The 19,154-nt window shown below is 61.6% G+C and carries 18 protein-coding genes and 1 riboswitch; of the genes, 7 read left to right on the forward strand and 11 right to left on the reverse strand.

Going from position 1 to position 19,154, the window contains the following annotated elements; genetic code table 11:
- The first annotated feature begins 27 nt into the window (after positions 1–27).
- Together QLG12_RS23895 and QLG12_RS23900 are read left to right on the forward strand one after the other, a co-directional pair.
- Complete coding sequence (locus QLG12_RS23895; RefSeq protein WP_119427560.1) at positions 28–579, forward strand: cytochrome b; 552 nt, start codon at positions 28–30, stop codon at positions 577–579.
- Between the two features lie 32 nt (positions 580–611).
- Positions 612–1,205: a YceI family protein gene (locus QLG12_RS23900; RefSeq protein ID WP_039768113.1), complete on the forward strand. Its 594-nt coding sequence runs from the start codon at positions 612–614 to the stop codon at positions 1,203–1,205.
- A 138-nt stretch (positions 1,206–1,343) separates the two neighbouring features.
- Here QLG12_RS23900 and QLG12_RS23905 read toward each other — a convergent pair whose 3' ends face one another.
- The 4 genes from QLG12_RS23905 to ahcY form a co-directional block, all read right to left on the reverse strand.
- Positions 1,344–3,212: a DEAD/DEAH box helicase gene (locus QLG12_RS23905; protein WP_011336342.1), complete on the reverse strand. Its 1,869-nt coding sequence runs from the start codon at positions 3,210–3,212 to the stop codon at positions 1,344–1,346.
- 222 nt (positions 3,213–3,434) lie between these two features.
- Entirely contained in the window at positions 3,435–4,247 is an 813-nt protein-coding gene (locus QLG12_RS23910) for a transporter substrate-binding domain-containing protein (RefSeq protein ID WP_197867231.1), read from the reverse strand.
- Between the two features lie 147 nt (positions 4,248–4,394).
- Positions 4,395–5,240 carry a methylenetetrahydrofolate reductase [NAD(P)H] gene (metF, locus tag QLG12_RS23915; RefSeq protein WP_007959683.1) on the reverse strand — a complete coding sequence of 282 codons (846 nt, stop codon included), beginning with the start codon at positions 5,238–5,240 and terminating at the stop codon, positions 4,395–4,397.
- A gap of 186 nt (positions 5,241–5,426) precedes the next feature.
- The gene (gene ahcY / locus QLG12_RS23920) at positions 5,427–6,836 is read right to left on the reverse strand and encodes an adenosylhomocysteinase (RefSeq protein WP_039767963.1); all 1,410 of its coding nucleotides are present in this window, start codon (positions 6,834–6,836) and stop codon (positions 5,427–5,429) included.
- Positions 6,837–6,858: 22 nt separating this feature from the next.
- A riboswitch (S-adenosyl-L-homocysteine riboswitch) is annotated at positions 6,859–6,957 on the reverse strand.
- A 190-nt stretch (positions 6,958–7,147) separates the two neighbouring features.
- Between ahcY and QLG12_RS23925 the strand changes: the two genes are divergently transcribed.
- Positions 7,148–7,555 carry a hotdog domain-containing protein gene (locus tag QLG12_RS23925; protein ID WP_011336338.1) on the forward strand — a complete coding sequence of 136 codons (408 nt, stop codon included), beginning with the start codon at positions 7,148–7,150 and terminating at the stop codon, positions 7,553–7,555.
- A gap of 73 nt (positions 7,556–7,628) precedes the next feature.
- Positions 7,629–8,516 (forward strand): formate/nitrite transporter family protein, encoded by an 888-nt coding sequence (locus QLG12_RS23930; RefSeq protein ID WP_236192179.1) that lies wholly within the window; start codon positions 7,629–7,631, stop codon positions 8,514–8,516.
- Here the strand turns inward: QLG12_RS23930 and QLG12_RS23935 are convergent, their stop codons facing one another.
- Positions 8,517–9,782 (reverse strand): sodium:proton antiporter, encoded by a 1,266-nt coding sequence (locus tag QLG12_RS23935; protein ID WP_282475330.1) that lies wholly within the window; start codon positions 9,780–9,782, stop codon positions 8,517–8,519.
- Between the two features lie 104 nt (positions 9,783–9,886).
- Complete coding sequence (locus QLG12_RS23940; protein ID WP_282475331.1) at positions 9,887–11,056, reverse strand: MFS transporter; 1,170 nt, start codon at positions 11,054–11,056, stop codon at positions 9,887–9,889.
- Between the two features lie 219 nt (positions 11,057–11,275).
- Between QLG12_RS23940 and QLG12_RS23945 the strand changes: the two genes are divergently transcribed.
- A complete protein-coding gene (locus QLG12_RS23945) occupies positions 11,276–12,109 on the forward strand; it encodes an EamA family transporter (RefSeq protein WP_282475332.1) in 834 nt (277 codons plus the stop codon).
- Between the two features lie 39 nt (positions 12,110–12,148).
- Positions 12,149–12,532 carry an MAPEG family protein gene (locus tag QLG12_RS23950; protein ID WP_064380149.1) on the forward strand — a complete coding sequence of 128 codons (384 nt, stop codon included), beginning with the start codon at positions 12,149–12,151 and terminating at the stop codon, positions 12,530–12,532.
- A 49-nt stretch (positions 12,533–12,581) separates the two neighbouring features.
- Here the strand turns inward: QLG12_RS23950 and QLG12_RS23955 are convergent, their stop codons facing one another.
- Positions 12,582–13,754 carry a murein transglycosylase A gene (locus QLG12_RS23955; RefSeq protein WP_197867236.1) on the reverse strand — a complete coding sequence of 391 codons (1,173 nt, stop codon included), beginning with the start codon at positions 13,752–13,754 and terminating at the stop codon, positions 12,582–12,584.
- A 128-nt stretch (positions 13,755–13,882) separates the two neighbouring features.
- Here QLG12_RS23955 and QLG12_RS23960 point away from each other — a divergent pair, with 128 nt between their 5' ends.
- The gene (locus QLG12_RS23960; protein ID WP_197867237.1) at positions 13,883–14,332 is read left to right on the forward strand and encodes a cytochrome c; all 450 of its coding nucleotides are present in this window, start codon (positions 13,883–13,885) and stop codon (positions 14,330–14,332) included.
- Positions 14,333–14,374: 42 nt separating this feature from the next.
- Here QLG12_RS23960 and QLG12_RS23965 read toward each other — a convergent pair whose 3' ends face one another.
- From QLG12_RS23965 to QLG12_RS23980, 4 genes are all read right to left on the reverse strand, one after another.
- A complete protein-coding gene (locus tag QLG12_RS23965) occupies positions 14,375–14,770 on the reverse strand; it encodes a DUF1090 domain-containing protein (protein ID WP_039767970.1) in 396 nt (131 codons plus the stop codon).
- A 98-nt stretch (positions 14,771–14,868) separates the two neighbouring features.
- Positions 14,869–16,545, reverse strand: coding sequence for an NAD-dependent DNA ligase LigB (gene ligB, locus QLG12_RS23970; protein WP_282475333.1), 1,677 nt, complete (start codon positions 16,543–16,545; stop codon positions 14,869–14,871).
- 203 nt (positions 16,546–16,748) lie between these two features.
- Positions 16,749–17,939, reverse strand: coding sequence for a methionine adenosyltransferase (gene metK, locus QLG12_RS23975; protein WP_011336330.1), 1,191 nt, complete (start codon positions 17,937–17,939; stop codon positions 16,749–16,751).
- 18 nt (positions 17,940–17,957) lie between these two features.
- Positions 17,958–18,953, reverse strand: coding sequence for a metalloregulator ArsR/SmtB family transcription factor (locus tag QLG12_RS23980; protein ID WP_282475334.1), 996 nt, complete (start codon positions 18,951–18,953; stop codon positions 17,958–17,960).
- Positions 18,954–19,154 lie beyond the last annotated feature (201 nt).

Genomic DNA, 19,154 nt, shown 5'->3' on the forward strand with positions numbered 1-19,154 from the left:
GTTCGCAGTTCTCACAGGATTTGGGCAATGCAGCTACGTAACTCTTCTTCGCGCTACGGTTGGGTCAGCATCTTCATGCACTGGGGTGTGGCACTGGCGGTCTTCGGGCTGTTCGCGCTCGGTCTGTGGATGGTGGGGCTGGATTACTACAGCACCTGGCGCAAAGACGCGCCGGATCTGCACAAGAGCATCGGTCTGGTGCTGTTGGCTGTGATGGTGTTGCGGGTGTTGTGGCGCTTTGTCAGCCCACCGCCGCCAACGCTCCAGAGCTACAGCCGCATGACCCGCATCGGCGCCAGGTTCGGCCATGGGTTTCTCTACCTTGCGCTGTTCGCCGTGATGATTGCCGGTTACCTGATTTCCACCGCAGACGGTGTCGGGATTCCGGTGTTTGGCCTGTTTGAAGTTCCTGCACTGGTTTCCGGACTACCGGATCAGGCAGATACCGCCGGTGTGATTCATCTGTACCTGGCATGGGCGCTGGTAATTTTTTCCGGCCTTCATGCGTTGGCAGCATTGAAGCACCACTTTATCGATCGTGATGCGACCCTGACACGAATGCTGGGACGCAAAGCCTGATGTTCAACCTCGACTCCAAAGGAAAACAAAGCATGTTGAAAAAGACTCTGGCCGCTCTGGCAATCGGCTCTGCCGTCCTGTCCGCCAATGTGATGGCCGCTGACTACGTAGTCGACAAAGAAGGCCAGCACGCCTTCGTCGACTTCAAGATCAGCCACCTGGGCTACAGCTACATCACCGGTACCTTCAAGGACATCAGCGGCAAGTTCAGCTTCGACGCCGCCAAGCCTGAAGACAGCAAGATCGAGTTCGACGTGAAGACCGCCAGCGTGTTCACCAACCACGCCGAGCGTGACAAGCACATCTCCAGCAAAGACTTCCTGGACGTGGGCAAATACGCTGATGCCAAGTTCGTCTCCACCAGCGTCAAGTCCACCGGCAAGAACGCCGATGGCAAAGACACTGCCGACGTGACCGGTGACCTGACCCTGCACGGCGTGACCAAGCCGATCGTGGTCAAGGCCACTTTCCTGGGTGAAGGCAAGGATCCATGGGGCGGCTACCGTGCCGGCTTCGAAGGCACTACCAGCATCAAGCGCTCTGATTTCGGCAAGATGATGGACCTGGGTCCACAGTCTGACAAAGTCGACCTGTACATCTCGTTCGAAGGTGTCAAAGCGAAGTAATTTTCGCCAGCCATACAAAAACGCCCCCGGTCTTGCGACCGGGGGCGTTTTTTATTGCCTGCCGTCACTTTCGTTTCAGCGGCGCACAAAAAATGCCCTGGTTTTCAGGCCGGGGCATTTTTCATTGCAGTCGAAAACTCAGCGATTGCGGGTCAGCAAGGCCGGTTTTTCACCGCGTGGACGGCTTGGCAGTTGATCGAGCTGTTCCGGAGTCGGGAAGCGGTCGGCTTTCGATTCCTTGTGCATGATCTTCGGCCCGCTGCTGCGCGGGTTCTGCACGGCCGGTTCAGCGCGTTGCTGATCATCACGGGCCGGGCGGCGGTTGCGCGAGTTTTCGTCGCGGCGACCCTGGCCGTCACGCGGTGCACCGTTGCGTGGGCCACTGCGTTTGCCTGGCGGCGTGCCGGTGCTCGAGCCGTTGCTGTTACGCGGGCCGTTCTGGCGACCTTGCGACTGACCGCCGCGGGGTGCGCCCGAACCTGCGCCTTGCGCCGGAGCGCCTGGACGACGGTTGCGACCACCGGTCGGAGCCTGCTTCGGCACGTAGTCGACGCGGTTACCGAAGTTATCGATATCGTCGTCGAGGAACTCGTCCGGAGCGCGATCAGCAGCGGCGCGTGGCGGCTGGCTTGGCTGGCGCTGTTCGCGGGCCGGGGTGCCTTCGCGCGGCTTCTGTTGACGGGCTGGACGCTCGCCACGTTCGCCGGCCGGTTTTTCCTTGCCCTTGTCTTTGCCTTTGTCTTTACGACCGCCGCCACCGCCGCCGCCATTCGGGCCGTCACCGCGTGGGCCGCGGGCATTGCGCGGGTTGCGCATGTCCGGACGCTCGCGAACTTCAGGCTTCTCGGCCTCGATGGTACTGGCATCGAAGCCCATCAGGTCGCCGTCGGCGATTTTCTGCTTGGTCATGCGTTCGATGCTTTTCAGCAGTTTTTCTTCGTCCGGTGCGACCAGCGAGATCGCCTCGCCCGAACGACCGGCCCGGCCGGTACGGCCGATACGGTGCACGTAGTCTTCATCGACGTTCGGCAGTTCGAAGTTGACCACGTGTGGCAACTGGTCGATGTCCAGACCGCGTGCCGCGATGTCGGTGGCAACCAGAATGCGCACTTCGCCGGCCTTGAAGTCGGCCAGGGCTTTGGTGCGGGCGTTCTGGCTCTTGTTGCCGTGGATCGCCACAGCCGGCAGGCCGTGTTTGTCCAGGTACTCGGCCAGACGGTTGGCGCCGTGCTTGGTGCGGGTGAACACCAGCACCTGTTCCCAGGCGCCGGCGGTGATCAGGTGCGCCAGCAGCGCACGCTTGTGGCTGGCTGGCAGACGGAAGACGCGTTGTTCGATGCGCTCGACCGTGGTGTTCGGCGGCGTCACTTCGATGCGTTCCGGGTTGTGCAGCAGTTTGCCGGCAAGGTCGGTGATGTCTTTGGAGAAGGTCGCCGAGAACAGCAGGTTCTGGCGCTTGGCCGGCAGACGGGCGAGGACTTTCTTCACGTCGTGGACGAAGCCCATGTCGAGCATGCGGTCGGCTTCGTCGAGCACGAGGATTTCGACGTGGGACAGATCGACACTGCCCTGGCCGCACAGGTCGAGCAGACGACCGGGGCACGCCACCAGCACGTCAACGCCACGGGACATCGCCTGAACCTGCGGATTCATGCCGACGCCGCCGAAGATGCACGCGCTGACGAATTTCAGGTCGCGGGCGTAGATCTTGAAACTGTCGTGAACCTGCGCCGCGAGTTCGCGGGTAGGGGTCAGCACCAGCACGCGCGGTTGGCGCGGGCCGTGACGCTGGGATTTGTCCGGGTGACCGTTGGGGAACAGCCGCTCTAGGATCGGAAGGGCGAAACCGCCGGTTTTACCAGTACCTGTCTGAGCCGCAACCATCAGGTCGCGACCTTGCAACACGGCGGGAATGGCCCGCTGTTGCACCGGAGTAGGCTCGGTATAGCCCGCGTCTTCGATAGCGCGGACCAAAGCCTCGGAGAGACCGAGGGAAGCAAAGGACATGAGTAATCCTGTTTTAGTTAGGGCTTGGCCCAATGGGAGTCTTGCCTGGCGCGAATGGCGTTTAAGAGGACGCAATCCCGTCCGGTCCTGCTGCGGTTCCGAAGGCACGTCCGGAGCGCTCGCGCGGGCTGAAAAGCTGCGCTGTAGCGGGTCGGGAGGCCTGTTACGGTTCCGGGCGTCCGGGCGTGAGCCTGGCGGGAACGCCGGAGTATAACAGAGCAATCACTGCGCGCCGCTTTCCTGCTGCTCAACGGTTTTACCGCTGGCGGTGGCGTTGCCCAGCGGCGCCGTCAGGGCGGGGGCCGCGCCGTAGCGGGCGCTGAGCTCGGCATAGGCCGGTTCGCGCTTGAAACGCTTCAGTTCGGCACCGAAGCGCTGCACCAGCAAATCCATCCCGGCATTGCGCCGCACGGCCAGAAACTGGCTCTGGCGGCTGATGACCGTGGGGTTTTCCGTGATCTTGTCGCGAATGTCCAATTCATCCAGCAAGTGCTGGCCCACGCGGCGATCGGTGATCAGCAGGTCGATGCGCCCGCGCACCAGTTTGCCGAAATTGGCTTCGTGGGTCGGGGCCGGTTCCCGAGTGAACAGGGTGGATTCGCGAAAGTCGGGGCTGTACAGATAGCCCGGCGAGGTGCCGATGGTCAGGCCCTTGAGGTCTTCGAGGCTGCGAAAAGGATGCGGCCGCTCGTTGGCGTAAAACATTACGAACTCGACGTCCGACAACGGTTCGCTCGGGTAGAGCAGGGTGGCGTCGCGCTCGTCGCTGTGAAAGATGTCCAGTGCGCCGTCGGCCTGGCCGGTTTCGAGCATCGACAGGCAGCGTTTCCACGGCAAAAACTGCCATTCGACTTCGATGCCCAAACGCTTGAACACGATGGCGGTGGTTTCGTAGTCCAGGCCGAGGTTCTTGCCGTCTTGTTCATAGACGTACGGCGCCCACGGTTCGGTGACGATACGCAGCTTCTCGCCCCGAGCGGCAAAGCTCAGGCAAGCAAAAACCAGCACGGCGAATAACTGCGTGATCAAAGGCATGGCTTGAGATTACGACGAGAAACCGGAAAGAGCCAGAAAGTGGCCGCAGAAGCTCTGTTTCGGGCGTTAAAAGCAAAAGATCGCAGCGGCGAAAGCGCTGTAGGCGCCGTCGTGGCTGCGATCTTCTGGTTCTGCGTTTACGTCTTTTTAGCGCGGCAGCTTCAGGTTGTTCCAGATCGCCAGGCTCGGTTCGGCCTGGTTCATGGAATAGAAGTGCAGGCCGGGCGCGCCGCCTTGCAGCAGGCGTTCGCACATTTCCGTGACGACCTGTTCGCCAAAGCGCTGAATGCTCTGGCTGTCATCGCCGTAGGCTTCGAGCTGCTTGCGGATCCAGCGCGGGATTTCCGCACCGCAGGCATCGGAGAAGCGCGCGAGTTTGCTGTAGTTGGTGATCGGCATGATCCCCGGCACCACCGGAATGTCCACGCCCAGCGCCTGCAAACGGTCGACGAAGTAGAAGTAGCTGTCGGCGTTGAAGAAGTACTGGGTGATCGCGCTGTCGGCGCCGGCGCGGGCCTTGCGCACGAAGTTGGCGAGATCGTCTTCGTAGTTGCGCGCTTGCGGATGCATCTCCGGGTAGGCGGCGACTTCGATGTGGAAATGATTGCCGGTTTCTTCACGAATGAATTCAACCAGCTCATTGGCGTGACGCAGCTCGCCGCTGGTCATGCCCATGCCGGACGGCAGGTCACCGCGCAGGGCGACGATGCGCTTGATGCCGGCAGCCTTGTACTCGTTCAGCAGGCCGCGCAGGTCGTCCTTGCTGTCGCCGACGCACGACAGGTGCGGTGCGGCGGGGATTTTGACTTCGCTCTCCAGCTGCAGAACGGTGTTCAGCGTGCGGTCACGGGTCGAACCGCCCGCGCCGTAGGTGCAGGAAAAGAAGTCAGGGTTGTAGGTGGCCAGCTGACGCGCAGTGGCGAGCAGTTTTTCATGCCCAGCATCGGTCTTGGTCGGGAAGAACTCGAAGCTGTAGCGACGGTCTTGGGACATCGGAGGGGACCTCCAGCTACGAGCTGCAAGCTTCAAGCTGCAAGAGAGCGGAGCGCCCAAACCTTGCACCTGAAGCTTGCGGCCAGCGGCTGCATAATGACGATGAAGTAGCCAGCGACAGCCGCAGGCAGCAAGTAAACCAACCGCTTCTACTTGCAGCTTGCAGCTTGAAGCTCGCAGCTGCTTTTAATAGCGGTAAGCGTGCGGCTTGAACGGGCCTTCGACGGTCACGCCGATGTAGTCAGCCTGTTGCTTGGTCAGTTGAGTGACCACGCCGCCGAAGCCGCGAACCATTTCCAGGGCCACTTCTTCGTCGAGTTTCTTCGGCAGTACTTCAACGGTCAGGCGCTCGGCTTTCTGGGCTGGCGACAGGTCGGCGTACTTCTGGCCGAACAGGAAGATCTGCGCCAGCACCTGGTTGGCGAACGAACCGTCCATGATGCGGCTCGGGTGACCGGTGGCGTTGCCCAGGTTCACCAGACGGCCTTCGGCCAGCAGGATCAGGTAGTCGTCGTTCTGTGGATCGAACGAGCCAGCGCCGGTACGGTGGATCTTGTGTACCTGTGGCTTCACTTCTTCCCATGCCCAGTTCTTGCGCATGAAAGCGGTGTCGATTTCGTTGTCGAAGTGACCGATGTTGCAAACCACGGCGCGCTTCTTCAGGGCTTTGAGCATGTTTGCGTCGCAAACGTTGACGTTACCGGTGGTGGTCACGATCAGGTCGATCTTGCCCAGCAGCGCTTTGTCGATGCTCGCTTCGGTGCCGTCGTTGATACCGTCGATGAACGGCGAAACCAGTTCGAAACCGTCCATGCAGGCTTGCATGGCGCAGATCGGGTCGACTTCGGAGACCTTGACGATCATGCCTTCCTGACGCAGGGACTGGGCCGAGCCCTTGCCCACGTCACCGTAACCGATGACCAGCGCTTGCTTGCCGGACAGCAGGTGGTCGGTACCACGCTTGATCGCATCGTTCAGGCTGTGACGGCAGCCGTACTTGTTGTCGTTCTTGGACTTGGTCACCGAGTCGTTGACGTTGATGGCCGGGATCTTCAGCTCGCCCTTGGCCAGCATGTCCAGCAGACGGTGCACGCCGGTGGTGGTTTCTTCGGTCACGCCGTGAACACGGTCCAGAACCTGTGGGTATTTCTTGTGCAGCAGCTCGGTCAGGTCGCCGCCGTCGTCGAGGATCATGTTGGCGTCCCATGGCTGGCCATCTTTCAGGATGGTCTGCTCCAGGCACCACTCGTACTCTTCTTCAGTCTCGCCTTTCCAGGCGAAAACCGGGATGCCGGCAGCGGCGATGGAAGCAGCGGCCTGGTCCTGAGTCGAGAAAATGTTGCAGGACGACCAGCGCACTTCGGCACCCAGGGCAACCAGGGTTTCGATCAGCACGGCGGTCTGAATGGTCATGTGGATGCAGCCGAGGATTTTTGCGCCTTTCAAAGGCTGCTCGGAAGCGTACTTGCGGCGCAGACCCATCAGGGCCGGCATTTCCGACTCGGCGATGATGGTTTCGCGACGACCCCAGGCAGCCAGGGACATGTCGGCAACTTTGTAATCGTTAAAATCTGCAGGCGTGATAACAGCGCTCATGAGAGCCTCCATTCGTAATGTATGCGAATGGGCGCCGTTGTGCGTTTAGTGTCCGGCCTGAGCCGGTCAACGCCCCATCCGAGCCTGACAGGTTGAACCTGCTGCAGCGCCCCTCGGACAGGTGGCGGGAAAACGGTACCAAGTGAAGGTTACCGTTTTGAAACGGGGGCGATTATAGCTTTCTTTGAGCTGCGAGTGGCAAGCTGCAAGCGACAAGTAACAGCGGCTCGGCTTTTAACTTGCAGCTCGTCGCTTGAAGCTTGAAGCTGGGGGCGTAACCTATTGCACAAACAACTCGGAGGCCGCCCCCCATGAATTTCCACACCCGCAAGTGGGTAAAACCCGAAGACCTCAACCCCAACGGCACCCTGTTCGGCGGCAGCCTGTTGCGCTGGATCGACGAAGAAGCGGCGATCTACGCCATCGTTCAACTGGGCAACCAGCGCGTGGTGACCAAGTACATTTCCGAGATCAACTTCGTCAGCGCCTCGCGCCAGGGCGACATCATCGAACTGGGCATCACCGCCACCGAGTTCGGCCGGACCTCGATCACCCTGACCTGTGAAGTGCGCAACAAGATCACCCGCAAGAGCATCCTGACCGTCGAGAAGATGGTCTTCGTCAACCTCGGCGAAGACGGCTTGCCGGCGCCGCACGGGCGAACCGAAATCAGGTACGTCAAAGACCAGTTCAAGGATGACGTGCCCGTTACCGAGTAATCGCGTCACACCGGCGAACGGAAGCCGATCGGCGCGTGTCGTAGCCTTATGACCCCGCCACCGGTTTCCCGCCATGACCACACCAACAGACGGCAAGACCCCCGATCTCTCGGCCAAGGAACAGCACGAAGTCGAGAAAAACCAGCCGCCCCGCGCGGCGGTTCTGCATGAAATCATCCGCAAACAGGGCGACCAGGAGCTGGAGCGCAGCATCGCCGCGCTCTGGTGGTCGGCGCTCGCGGCCGGGCTGACCATGGGCCTGTCGCTGATGGGCATGGGCCTGCTCAACTCGCGTCTGCCCGAGGGCGATGAATTTAAGGTGATCGCCAGTTTCGGCTACTGCGCAGGCTTTCTCGCGGTGATCCTCGCCCGCCAGCAACTGTTCACCGAAAACACCCTGACTGCCGTGCTGCCGGTGATGACCAAGCCGACCCTGGCCAATTTCGGCCGGCTGATCCGGCTCTGGACCGTGGTGCTGTTCGGCAACCTGTGCGGGACGATTCTGGTGGCGTACGTGATGCTCGAACTGCCGATCTTCGACAGCAAGACTGACGTAGCCTTCCTCGAAATCGGCCGCAAGGTCATGGAAAACCACGCGAGTCAGATGTTCGCCAAGGGCATTGTTTCGGGCTGGATGATCGCAACCATGGTCTGGATGATTCCGTCCATGGAGAGCGCGAAGATGTGGATCATCATCCTCATCACCTATTTCATGGCGCTGGGCGATTTCACCCACATCGTGGTGGGGTCTGCAGAGGTGTCGTATCTGGTGTTTGCCGGCGAGTTGCCGTGGAGTGACTTCTGGGCGGTGTTTGCCGGGCCGACCCTGGCGGGAAACATCATCGGCGGCAGTTTCATCTTCGCCCTGATCAGTCATGCGCAGATCCGCAGTGAAAGCGGCGCTCCGAAAGAGTCTGCGGACCAGGCCGAAAAGCCCGATCCGCAGCAGATCAAGAAATGATCAATGGTGCGCGGGCCCGGCAGCGCTCGCCGGCTCGTCGCGCGTTGCGTGCTTGACCAGTTTGCCGATGGTCAGGCCCTGCAACAGGATCGATGACAGCACCACGATGTAGGTGATGCTCAGCAGCAGATCGCGTTCCGGGCCCAGCGGCAGGGCCAGGGCCAGTGCCACCGAAACACCGCCGCGTAAACCACCCCAGGTCAGGATCCGGATCGTGCCGCGCGGCACCGTGCGCCAGCGCCGCAGCAAGACGATGGCCGGGGCCACGGTGAGCAGGCGCGACAGCAGAATCGCCAGCGCCAGCAGACTTGCCGCCGCCACGTGCGACCAGTTGAACGGCAGCAGCAACAGCTCCATCCCGATCAGCGCGAACAGCAGCGCGTTGAGCATGTCGTCGAGCAGTTCCCAGAAACCGTCGAGGTATTTGCGGGTCATGTCGTTCATCGCCAGGTTGCGACCCAGGTTGCCGATGATCAGACCGGCGACCACCATCGCAATCGGCGCCGAGACGTGCAGTTCGGTAGCCATCGCCGAACCGCCGATCACCAGTGCCAGGGTCAGCATGACTTCGATCTGGTGCTGCTCGATGCTCTTGATCATCAGGTACACCAGATAACCGATCAGCCCGCCGTACAGCACACCACCAACGGCTTCGTGGACGAACAGCATGGCCGTGGCGCCAACAGTCGGGGTTTCGCCCAGTTGCGCGATGCCCAGCAACACGGTGAACACCACCACGGCGGTGCCGTCGTTGAACAGCGATTCGCCGACGATGGTGGTCTTCAGCGGCTTCGAGGCATTGGCCGTGCGCAGCACGCCGAGTACCGCGATCGGGTCGGTCGGGGAAATCAGCGCGCCGAACAGCAGGCAGTAGAGGAAACTCACGTGCCAGCCGAACAGGGCAAAAATGTAGTAGGCGAGGCTGCCGATTACGGCGGTGGCGATCAGTACGCCGAAGGTCGCCAGCAGGCCGATGGGCCAGCGGTAGCTGCGCAGGTCGTTGAGGTTCACGTGCAACGCACCGGCGAACAGCAGGAACGAGAGCATCCAGTTCATCAGCAGACCGCCGAAGTCGATCTGACCGATCAGTTGCTGTACGCGCTCTTCGAGACCGGGGTAGCCGAGCAGGCTCAGGCCTTGCAGCAACAGGGAAAACATCAGTGCGGTAACCATCACGCCGATGGTCGGAGGCAGGCCGATGAAGCGGAAATTCACAAAGGTGAGGAGGGTGGTGAGGCAGATGAAAGCGGCGACGAGTTCAAGCATCCGGGGTCCTTTGGATGGGGGTGGAAGACAGCGCGCCCGTTCATGGACGCAAGGGTTGGATGGGCTGACGCCGGGTGGGGACACAATCGTGTCCCCCGGGAAAATCAGCCGGACACATTGGCCGCAGCGACACCCCGACGTTGCAGGTAGATGAAAAACAGCGCCGTGAGCACGGTCAGCACGCCCACCAGCGCGCCGGTCCACGGCAAGTCCGCCAGATCCGCGCCGCTGGCTACTACCAGTCCACCGATCCACGCGCCGGCGGCATTGCCGAGGTTGAAGGCGCTCTGGTTCAGGGTCGACCCGAGGTTCGGTGCTTCATGCGCCTGATCGATGATCAGCAATTGCAGAATCGGGCACAGGGCGAAGGCAAAAATTCCCCACAGCACCAGCGTGATCGCCGCTGGAACCACCGAGCGACTGGTCTGGCTGAACGCCGCCAGAATCACCACCACCGCTAGCGCGACACCCACCAGCGACGGCAACAGACGGCTGTCGGCCAGGCGCCCGCCGAGCATGCTGCCGCCGGTCAGGCCGACACCGAACAACAGCAACATCACGGTCACGCCGTGAGGGCTGACGCCGGTGATGTCCTGCAGAATCGGCGCGATGTAGGTGAACACGCTGAACAGGCTGGTGGACGCGAGCACGCTCATACCCAGCGCCAGCAATACGTTGACCTTGCCCAGCACCTTGAATTCGCTGGCGAGGTTGGCCTTGTCCATCGGGATGTGTTTCGGCAACCACAGCCACTGGGCGAGGGCGGCGATCACTCCGATCACCGAGACCGCCCAGAAGGTCGAGCGCCAGCCGGCGTACTGTCCGAGTGCTGTGCCCAGCGGTACGCCGAGGACGTTGGCCAGGGTCAGGCCGGTGAACATCATGGCAATCGCCTGCGCCCGTTTGTTCGGCGCGACCAGTCCGGCGGCCACCACCGAACCGATGCCGAAGAACGCCCCGTGGCACAGTGCGGTGACCACGCGCGCCGCCATCAGTGTCGCGTAGTTCGGCGCCAGCGCGCACAGCACGTTGCCGAGGATGAACATCAGCGTCATGCCCAGCAGCGTGGCCTTGCGCGGCATATTGGCGGTGCCGATCGCCAGGATCGGCGCACCGAACACCACGCCCAGGGCGTAGCCGGTAATCAACAGGCCGGCGTGGGGAATGCTCACCGCGAGGTCGCGGGCGACATCGGGCAGCAGGCCCATGATGACGAATTCAGTGGTGCCGATGCCAAAAGCGGCAACAGCGAGTGCAAGCAAGGCGAGTGGCATGCGCAAGGTCTCTGTCGGTAGTCTTGACGCTTTGATCAGGCATACGCAGGCCGGCGACCGGTCTCGGGCGAGAACGGGGCAGGCAGAAATTATTGGAATTTATCTGTGCGCAACTGAGTGCGGCGTGGTCGCGTGCAGTATAAACAGCTGCTGACACATCGCGAATCAATAATCTGACTAATTGGCTCAGGCTCAACAACAAGAAAAAAGGAGTGGCACGTGCTGGCGACAGCTCTGGTGTTGGTGGCGGCGCTGTTGCACGCAGCGTGGAACACGTTGGTCAAGTTCAGCGCCGAACGGCTGCTGGTGGTGGCCTGCATGGACAGCGTGGCGCTGTTGTTCGTCGCGCTGGCGTTGCCTTTCATCAGCCTGCCGCCGGCGGAAATCTGGCCGTGGATTCTGGCGTCCGCGGCGTTCGAGCTGCTCTATCGCTACCTGTTGATCCAGGCCTATCGGGTCGGCGACCTGGGGCTGGTCTATCCGTTGATGCGCGGATTGTCGCCGCTGGTGGTACTGGCGCTGACCCTGATCTTCGCCGGCGAGGTGCTGACCACCCAGCAAATCTTCGGGATCCTGCTGATCCCGCTGGGCATGGCTTGCCTGCTCTGGCAGGGCGGCGGCGGGAAACATTTGCCGTGGGCGATGCTGCCGGTGGTGGCGCTGATTGGGTTGTGCATTGGTTGTTACACCTACATCGATGGGCAGGCGTTGCGGCGCTGGTCGCATCCGCTGGATTACCTGGTCTGGGTCACGCTGCTCAGTGCCTGGCCATTCCCGTTGCTGGCGGGGGTAGCGAAAAGGCCGGCGTTCAAGCTGTTTTGGCGCGAGCAATGGAAGCTGGGGCTGGCGGTCGGGTTCTGCGTGTTGTTCAGCTACGCTCTGGTGCTGTGGGCGATGCAGTTGGGCTCGATTGCCGAAGCGGCGGCGTTGCGTGAAATCAGCGTGATCCTGGTGGTGCTGTTCGGCATGCGTTACCTGAAAGAACCTTTCGGCCGGCCACGGCTCTTAGCCTGTGGGCTGGTGCTGGTCGGCATGCTGGTGATGAAGCTCTGACCGCCCGGCAATTCTAAAACTCGAAAGAAGGACGGCGTTATGACGGTGGCTTTGTGGTGTGTGTTGATCGCGATCTTTCTGCCCTATCTGTGCACCGTCGTGGCCAAGGCCTCGGGTGGTTTCAGACTGCGGGACAATCATGATCCCCGGGACTTTCTGGACAGCGTGGATGGCGTGGCACGCCGTGCCCATGCGGCGCAACTGAACAGCTTTGAAGTGACCCCGGCGTTTGCGGCGGCGGTGATCGTCGCGCATCTGGTGGGCACGGCAGAGCTGGTGACGGTCAATGTGCTGGCGGTGCTGTTCATCACCAGTCGCCTGCTCTACATCATTTGCTATCTGGCGGACTGGGCGGCTTTGCGCTCGTTGGTCTGGTTCGTCGGGATGGCGCTGATTGCCAGCTTTTTCTTCGTTTCGGTCTGAACCTGAAAAGATCGCAGGCTGACGAGGCCTGCGATCTTTTGCATTGTACTTACGGCTTGTCGGCCACCTGCGGCACTTGCGGCAACGCCGCGCCTTTCGGCCAGAGCATCCAGATCTGCCCTTGCTGCTTCATGTCGCCGGCCAGTTGTCCGGCGGCATCGCCGGTGCCCCAGAACAGATCCGCGCGAACCTCACCGGCAATCGCGCCGCCAGTGTCCTGAGCAGCCACAGGGCGTACCAGCGGCGTGCCGTCCGGGCGAGTGGTCGACAGCCACAACAGGCTGCCCAGCGGAATCACCTTGCGGTCCACAGCCGCGCTGTAACCGGCGGTCAGCGGCACGTTCAGCGAGCCGCGTGGCCCTTCGTTGCTGTCCGGGTTGCGGGTGAAGAACACGTAGCTCGGGTTGCTCGCCAGCAGTTCCGGAATGCGCGAAGGGTTGGCCTTGGCCCAGTTGCTGATCGCACCCATGGTGACGTCTTCTTTTTTCAGCTCGCCCTGTTCCACCAGCCAACGGCCGATCGGTCGGTACGGATGACCATTCTGGTCGGCGTAGGCGATGCGCAGTTGTCGGCCGTCATCGGTCTGAATTCGCCCCGAACCCTGAATCTGCAGGAATTGCAGGTTCATCGGATCGGTCAGCCACGCCACGACCGGCGCCTTGACGCCCTGGCTCTCGATGGTCGCCGCGTCGTCGTAAGGCTTGAGCACACGACCTTCGAGGCGTCCTCGCAGACGCTTGCCTTTGAGTTCAGGGTAAATGCTGTCCAGCGACACAATGATCATGTCTTCGGGCACGCCATACACCGGCACGTTAGCGGTGGCGGTTTGCGTCAGACTGCCGGGGTACACCGGTTCGTAGTAGCCGGTGATCAGGCCGTTGGGATTGTCGTTCTCGGCGCGCAGGCCGAACACGTCAAGGTTCTGCTTGAGGAAGGTACGAATGTCGCCAGCGCTCTGCGGCACGTTGGCAGCTGCCGCGCAGGTCGGGCCCCAGACCGGGTCAGCCTTGAGCCGGGTGCAGGCGCTGCGCCAGGAGCCGAAACCGGCGACCAGATCGCTATCGGACACCGCCGGCAGGGCTTCCCAGGTGGCGCTGGAGTAGGTGGCCAGGGCGTGGGTTTTCGGCTTGGCGCTGTCGCCACCGGTGCAGCCGGCGAGGATCGCCAGCAGCGGGAGGGTAGCGATGAGCGGATGACGCCAGGCCTTGAAACGGCTGTTCATGGAGAGTTTCCTGTGCCGGTTGCAGAAGTGCTCCATGCGCTCAAGCAACCCGTATTGTTAATAGGGCTATTGGTGTTTGGCGGTGACGCGAGGATACTGGCCGCCGATTTCCGTGACCTGAAGCCACCATGACTCTTAAACGAATTTCTGTTGTATTGCTGGCCTGTCTGAGCTTGTCCGCCTGTGGCGGCGTCGACCCGAATTCCCCGCTGGGCCAGCGCAAGGCGATCTTCAAGCAGATGCTCAAGACCGGCGAAGACCTGGGTGGCATGTTGCGTGGGCGCATCCCGTTCGACGGAGCGAAATTCGCCGAAGGCGCGGTCAAGCTCGATGCGTTGTCCCATGAGCCGTGGAAACATTTTCCGCAGGTGCGCGAAGAAGATCACACCAGCGCCAGGGACGATGTCTGGCAGAAACAGGCCCGTTTCCAGGAAATGGCCCGCACCCTTGAAGCGGCCACCGGTGAACTGGTGATCGCCAGCAAGGTTCAACCCTACAAGGCCAGTAACCTGGGGCCTGCCGTGCAGAAAGTCGAAGATGCCTGCAGTGCCTGCCATAAAGAGTTTCGCGACCACTGATGTTCAAGGAATCACGGCTTTTGGCTGTGATTCCTGGCTTTCTTATTTGTCGAGTTCGTCCAGCGCGTCCTGTAATTCCTTGCGCGATTCGGCGAGCTTGTTCTTGCGCTTGTCGATCTTCTCCGGATCGCCTTTCTTCATGGCCTTGTCCAGATCGGCCTGACGCCTGCTCACTTCGTGCTTGGCGTCGAGCACCTTGTTTTCGCGTTCTTTCTTCAGGCCAGCGTCGGTGCAGTGTTCCGTGACTTCGCGCAGGGCGGTTTCGAGACCGGCCTGCTGGTCGGCGTTGCCGCGGGACTTGGCCTGTTCGATCTGATTGATGATGCCCTGCTTCTTGGCGGCACAACCGGTCAGGCCCGGAGCGTCTTCGTCGGCCATCACGGGGGCGGCGAGGACTGCGCAGAAAGACAGCAGGGCGAGCGGTGCGAGAAATTTCATAAAAGCTCCATGTGCAAAGGCAATCGTATCGGTGAAGCACTGCGCTGTTGGAGCGCTCCGGCGGACATTGGGTTCCCGGTTGGCCCGGGATTGCGCATTCAGAAGCCGTCGACACCGGCGGCTTGCAAGGTTTTACTCAGGGCCAGTACCTGCGGGTCGCGAAAAAAGGCGCTCAATTGCGCCGCGCGGCCCGGGCCGATCCCGGCTTCTGCCTGCCATTGTTCGGTATTGCGTTGTGCCAGCGCCTGCCATGAATCGGCAAGTGTTGCCTGACCTGTCGGCGGCAAACCCAGGGCTTTGAGCCACTGCGCAAACGGTCGTTGGCGGGCGCTGTGAAAACTGTGCAGCAGGCGGGCACTGCTGCGCTCGCCGAGACCGGCAATGTTAGCAAGCTCCGGCCCGTCGAGGGTCAACCAATCCAGCAGGCTGTTCAGGCGGCCTGTTTCCAGAAGTTTCTCCCAGGTGCCACGGCCGACATGGGGCAGCGCCAGTCCCTGCTTGCCGCTGAGCCAGGTCAGGCGCGCGAGGAACTGGCTTTCGCAGCCCGGCGTCGGTTGCCAGCAGCTCAGGGCGTGAAAATCGCTGGCGAGCGGAACGTTCAGCTCCACGCGTTCGGTGCTGCGCAGCACCACGCTGTCCAGGCGCGGGATCGTCAGCCCGGCCAGACTGATCGCGACCTGATCGCCGGGGCGGATGTCCAGCTCCTGCCAACGCCTGAGCGAACTGACGCTGACCCGTTTGATCTGCCGGTCATCGAGCATCACCGGCGACAGCTCGAGCACCGGCGTGATGCGCCCGGTGCGGCCGACCTTGAAGTTCACCTTGCGCACATTGGCCAGTGCCTGGGCGAACGGGTATTTCCAGGCGACAGCCCAGTAGGGCGGACGAGCCTGCCAGCGCTCGGCGGGCGGTCGCAGGCTCTGGCGCAGAACCACGCCGTCCGTGGCGAATGGCAATGGCGAGCGATACCAGTGATCGCGCCAGTGTTGCGCGTCGTTCAGGCTGGCGACGGCCTGGGTGTAGGGCTCCGTGGTAGGAAAACCGAATTGTGTCAGGGCCGCGATTCGCTCCGGCAAGTCCTTCGGCCCTTGCGGCCAGTCCCAGACAAACAGCCCGATGCCGGCGGCGTGTTCCGCGCCGAGATCCTTGCGTCCCAGCAGGCCGGCCACGGTGGCGCGGGCGTTGGCGCTGCCGGCACGTGCCTGCATGTGTCCGTTCAAGCGCCAGTAGAGTTCGCCTTGCACCAGCAGATCCTGCGGTTGCGTCAGCTGTTGCGGAATGGCTCCGATCTTTTTGGCCGACGCCGTCCAGTCCTGCCCGCGAACACCATCCCCGCGACTGATCGCCTGATGCAGTCGGCCGTCGCGATAGATCAGGGTCACCGCCACGCCATCGACCTTGGGTTGTACCCAGACGTTTTGGCGGTCGCGCAGCCAGGTGGCGATGTGCGCCGCATCGTGAAGTTTGTCCAGGCCGGTGTGGGCGACAGGGTGCGCAACCGGGCCTGATGCGCTGCGCAGCGTCTCGGGCGGAGAGGGAAGTTTGAAGCACCGACGCCATTGGTTCAGGCGCAAACGGGACTGATCGTAGAGCTCATCGGCGATCACCGAGCGGCCTTCGCGATGATAGGCGTCGTCCCAGCGATCAATCTGTTGTTGCAGGGCGGCGACTTCGCTCGAAGCCCGCGTGGCAGCCCAGTCGGGGCAGTCGTCAGCGAAGGCGTTGAGGTGGAAAACCGGCAGGAAAAACAAAAACAGACGCAGTGTGGCAAGCATTGTGAGCGTCCTTGCTCAGGGAGATGCTTGAAGGCTAGGCGAGGATTTGTTGTTGAGAGAGGTGGGTGTTTTGCGAGCTGTTTCCGATCCGGATGTGATGTTGTTGACTCGGGTCTCTTCGCGAGCAAGCTCGCTCCCACAGGGTTCGAATGAAAAAGCCCCGCACGGCGAACCGTGCGGGGCTTCTTGTACCACCAGGAAAATTACAGGCCGGCAGCGGAACGCAGAGCGTCGGCGCGGTCGGTTTTTTCCCAGGTGAAGGTGGAGAAGGTGTCTTCGCCAACGGTCTTGGTCTGCGGAGCACGACCGAAGTGGCCGTAGGCTGCGGTTTCCTGGTACATCGGGTGCAGCAGATCCAGCATGGTGGTGATCGCGTATGGACGCAGGTCGAACACTTCGCGGACCAGTTTGATGATCTTGTCATCGCTGATCTTGCCGGTGCCGAAGGTGTTCAGCGAGATCGAGGTAGGCTGGGCCACACCGATCGCGTAGGAAACCTGAATCTCGCAACGCTCGGCCAGGCCGGCAGCCACGATGTTCTTGGCAACATAACGGCCAGCGTACGCAGCCGAACGGTCAACCTTGGATGGATCCTTACCGGAGAACGCGCCGCCGCCGTGACGGGCCATGCCGCCGTAGCTGTCGACGATGATCTTGCGACCGGTCAGACCGCAGTCACCCACCGGGCCGCCAATGATGAACTGGCCGGTCGGGTTGATGTGGAACTGGGTGTCCTTGCTCAGCAGTTCGGCAGGCAGCACGTGCTTGACGATCAGCTCCATCACGCCTTCGCGCAGGTCGTTGTACGACACTTCAGGGTTGTGCTGGGTCGACAGGACCACGGCGTCGATACCGACAACCTTGCCGCCTTCGTAACGGCAGGTGACTTGCGACTTGGCGTCTGGACGCAGCCAAGGCAGCAGACCCGATTTACGGGCTTCGGCCTGACGCTGCACCAGTTGGTGCGAGAAGGTGATCGGTGCCGGCATCAGCACGTCGGTTTCGTTGCTGGCGTAGCCGAACATCAGGCCCTGGTCGCCGGCGCCCTGATCTTCAGGCTTGGCACGGTCAACACCCTGGTTGATGTCAGGGGACTGCTTGCCGATGATGTTCATCACGCCGCAGGTCGCGCCGTCGAAGCCGACGTCGGAGCTGGTGTAGCCGATGTCGCAGATCACGTCACGAACGATCTGCTCCAGGTCGACCCAGGCGCTGGTGGTCACTTCACCGGCAACGATGGCCACGCCCGTCTTGACCAGGGTTTCCACCGCAACGCGTGCATGCTTGTCCTGGGCGATGATGGCGTCCAGCACTGCATCGGAAATCTGGTCGGCGATTTTGTCCGGATGTCCTTCAGACACGGACTCGGAGGTGAAGAGGGAGTATTCGCTCATCTCGATGTTTTCCTGAATTTACCGATGGTGAGTGTCGCCAGCCGGTCGCTGAAAATGGCGAACCTGGATCTGGAAACCATTACGTAAGCCTACATAGAGGCTTTCCCCGGGAACGAGTCCCGCAGCGGTGGCCCAACGGGCCAGATCGTCCTGTTCAAACCCCAACCACAGATCACCGCAGGCCTCCCTGGCCCAACTCTGGTTGTGGCTACATAACTCTGTCACGAGCAGGCTACCGCCCGGTTGCAGCAGGCTGGCCATGTGCTTGAGCGCTTCGGCCGGCGCGGCGAAATGGTGCAACACCATGTTCAACACCACGCAATCGGCCTGAAGGCTCACGCCATTCAATGCATCGGCCAATTGCAGGCTGACGTTAGTCAGCTGTTCACGTTCACATACCTGACGGGCCAGTTCGAGCATCGCCGCGCTGTTGTCCAGCGCGGTTACGGTGCCGAAGCGACGCGCCAGTTCCGGCAGGAAAGCTCCATCGCCGGGGCCGACTTCAATGGCCGTGGCTGCGCCATCGAAGTTCAGTTTGTCGAGCAGGGCCAGCACGCTTTCACGGTACTGCGGCAGGCCGGCAATCAAATCCTGCTGGGCGCGGAATTTCTCCGCGACCCGGGCGAAAAAGTCCTGACTGTTGGCAGCGCGCTGCCCGTGAACCTGTGCGATCCGGGTTTCCACGTCCGCCGGCAGTGCCAGATTGTCGACTTCTTCTAACAAGGCCGCGTGCAACTTGCCGCCCAGCAACTCGGTGTGGGGCAGGGCGCGGCGATAGAACACCGCATTGCCTTCACGGCGAGTGGCCACCAGATCCGCCTGCGCCAGCACTTTAAGGTGATGGCTCATGCCGGACTGGCCGATACCGAAAATCTGCGCCAGTTCCAGTACGCCGAACGAGTCGTTGGCCAGAGCGCGCAATACATTCAGCCGCAGCGGATCGCCGCCGGCCTTGCACAGGGCCGCCAGCTCGTCGCAATCGTCATGGCGAATGGAAGGCACGCGTAAGTTCATAGGGCTGGCAGTCTAGTGACGGCCCGGATGCATCGCAAGGTCTATATCAAAAAGTTTTGATATTGCTCGATGGATGGCGCATTCGATTGCACTTCTCACGAACCGGTTAACTCTACAAATGAACAGCGGAAAGGTTTCACCTGCCGAATCCGATGTTATCCATGGGAAAAACGTCTCCGGATGACTATCTGTCATTGCCCC

The organism is Pseudomonas sp. V88_4, assembly GCF_029967985.1.
GTDB classification, from domain to species: Bacteria; Pseudomonadota; Gammaproteobacteria; order Pseudomonadales; family Pseudomonadaceae; genus Aquipseudomonas; species Aquipseudomonas glycinae.

Bases quoted from the DNA above. Each gene is read 5' to 3' on its own strand.
- QLG12_RS23895 (WP_119427560.1), top strand. From the start codon at position 28: ATGCAGCTACGTAACTCTTCTTCGCGCTACGGTTGGGTCAGCATCTTC.
- QLG12_RS23900 (WP_039768113.1), top strand. From the start codon at position 612: ATGTTGAAAAAGACTCTGGCCGCTCTGGCAATCGGCTCTGCCGTCCTG.
- QLG12_RS23905 (WP_011336342.1), bottom strand. From the start codon at position 3,212: ATGTCCTTTGCTTCCCTCGGTCTCTCCGAGGCTTTGGTCCGCGCTATC.
- QLG12_RS23910 (WP_197867231.1), bottom strand. From the start codon at position 4,247: ATGCCTTTGATCACGCAGTTATTCGCCGTGCTGGTTTTTGCTTGCCTG.
- metF (WP_007959683.1), bottom strand. From the start codon at position 5,240: ATGTCCCAAGACCGTCGCTACAGCTTCGAGTTCTTCCCGACCAAGACC.
- ahcY (WP_039767963.1), bottom strand. From the start codon at position 6,836: ATGAGCGCTGTTATCACGCCTGCAGATTTTAACGATTACAAAGTTGCC.
- QLG12_RS23925 (WP_011336338.1), top strand. From the start codon at position 7,148: ATGAATTTCCACACCCGCAAGTGGGTAAAACCCGAAGACCTCAACCCC.
- QLG12_RS23930 (WP_236192179.1), top strand. From the start codon at position 7,629: ATGACCACACCAACAGACGGCAAGACCCCCGATCTCTCGGCCAAGGAA.
- QLG12_RS23935 (WP_282475330.1), bottom strand. From the start codon at position 9,782: ATGCTTGAACTCGTCGCCGCTTTCATCTGCCTCACCACCCTCCTCACC.
- QLG12_RS23940 (WP_282475331.1), bottom strand. From the start codon at position 11,056: ATGCCACTCGCCTTGCTTGCACTCGCTGTTGCCGCTTTTGGCATCGGC.
- QLG12_RS23950 (WP_064380149.1), top strand. From the start codon at position 12,149: ATGACGGTGGCTTTGTGGTGTGTGTTGATCGCGATCTTTCTGCCCTAT.
- QLG12_RS23955 (WP_197867236.1), bottom strand. From the start codon at position 13,754: ATGAACAGCCGTTTCAAGGCCTGGCGTCATCCGCTCATCGCTACCCTC.
- QLG12_RS23960 (WP_197867237.1), top strand. From the start codon at position 13,883: ATGACTCTTAAACGAATTTCTGTTGTATTGCTGGCCTGTCTGAGCTTG.
- QLG12_RS23965 (WP_039767970.1), bottom strand. From the start codon at position 14,770: ATGAAATTTCTCGCACCGCTCGCCCTGCTGTCTTTCTGCGCAGTCCTC.
- ligB (WP_282475333.1), bottom strand. From the start codon at position 16,545: ATGCTTGCCACACTGCGTCTGTTTTTGTTTTTCCTGCCGGTTTTCCAC.
- metK (WP_011336330.1), bottom strand. From the start codon at position 17,939: ATGAGCGAATACTCCCTCTTCACCTCCGAGTCCGTGTCTGAAGGACAT.
- QLG12_RS23980 (WP_282475334.1), bottom strand. From the start codon at position 18,953: ATGAACTTACGCGTGCCTTCCATTCGCCATGACGATTGCGACGAGCTG.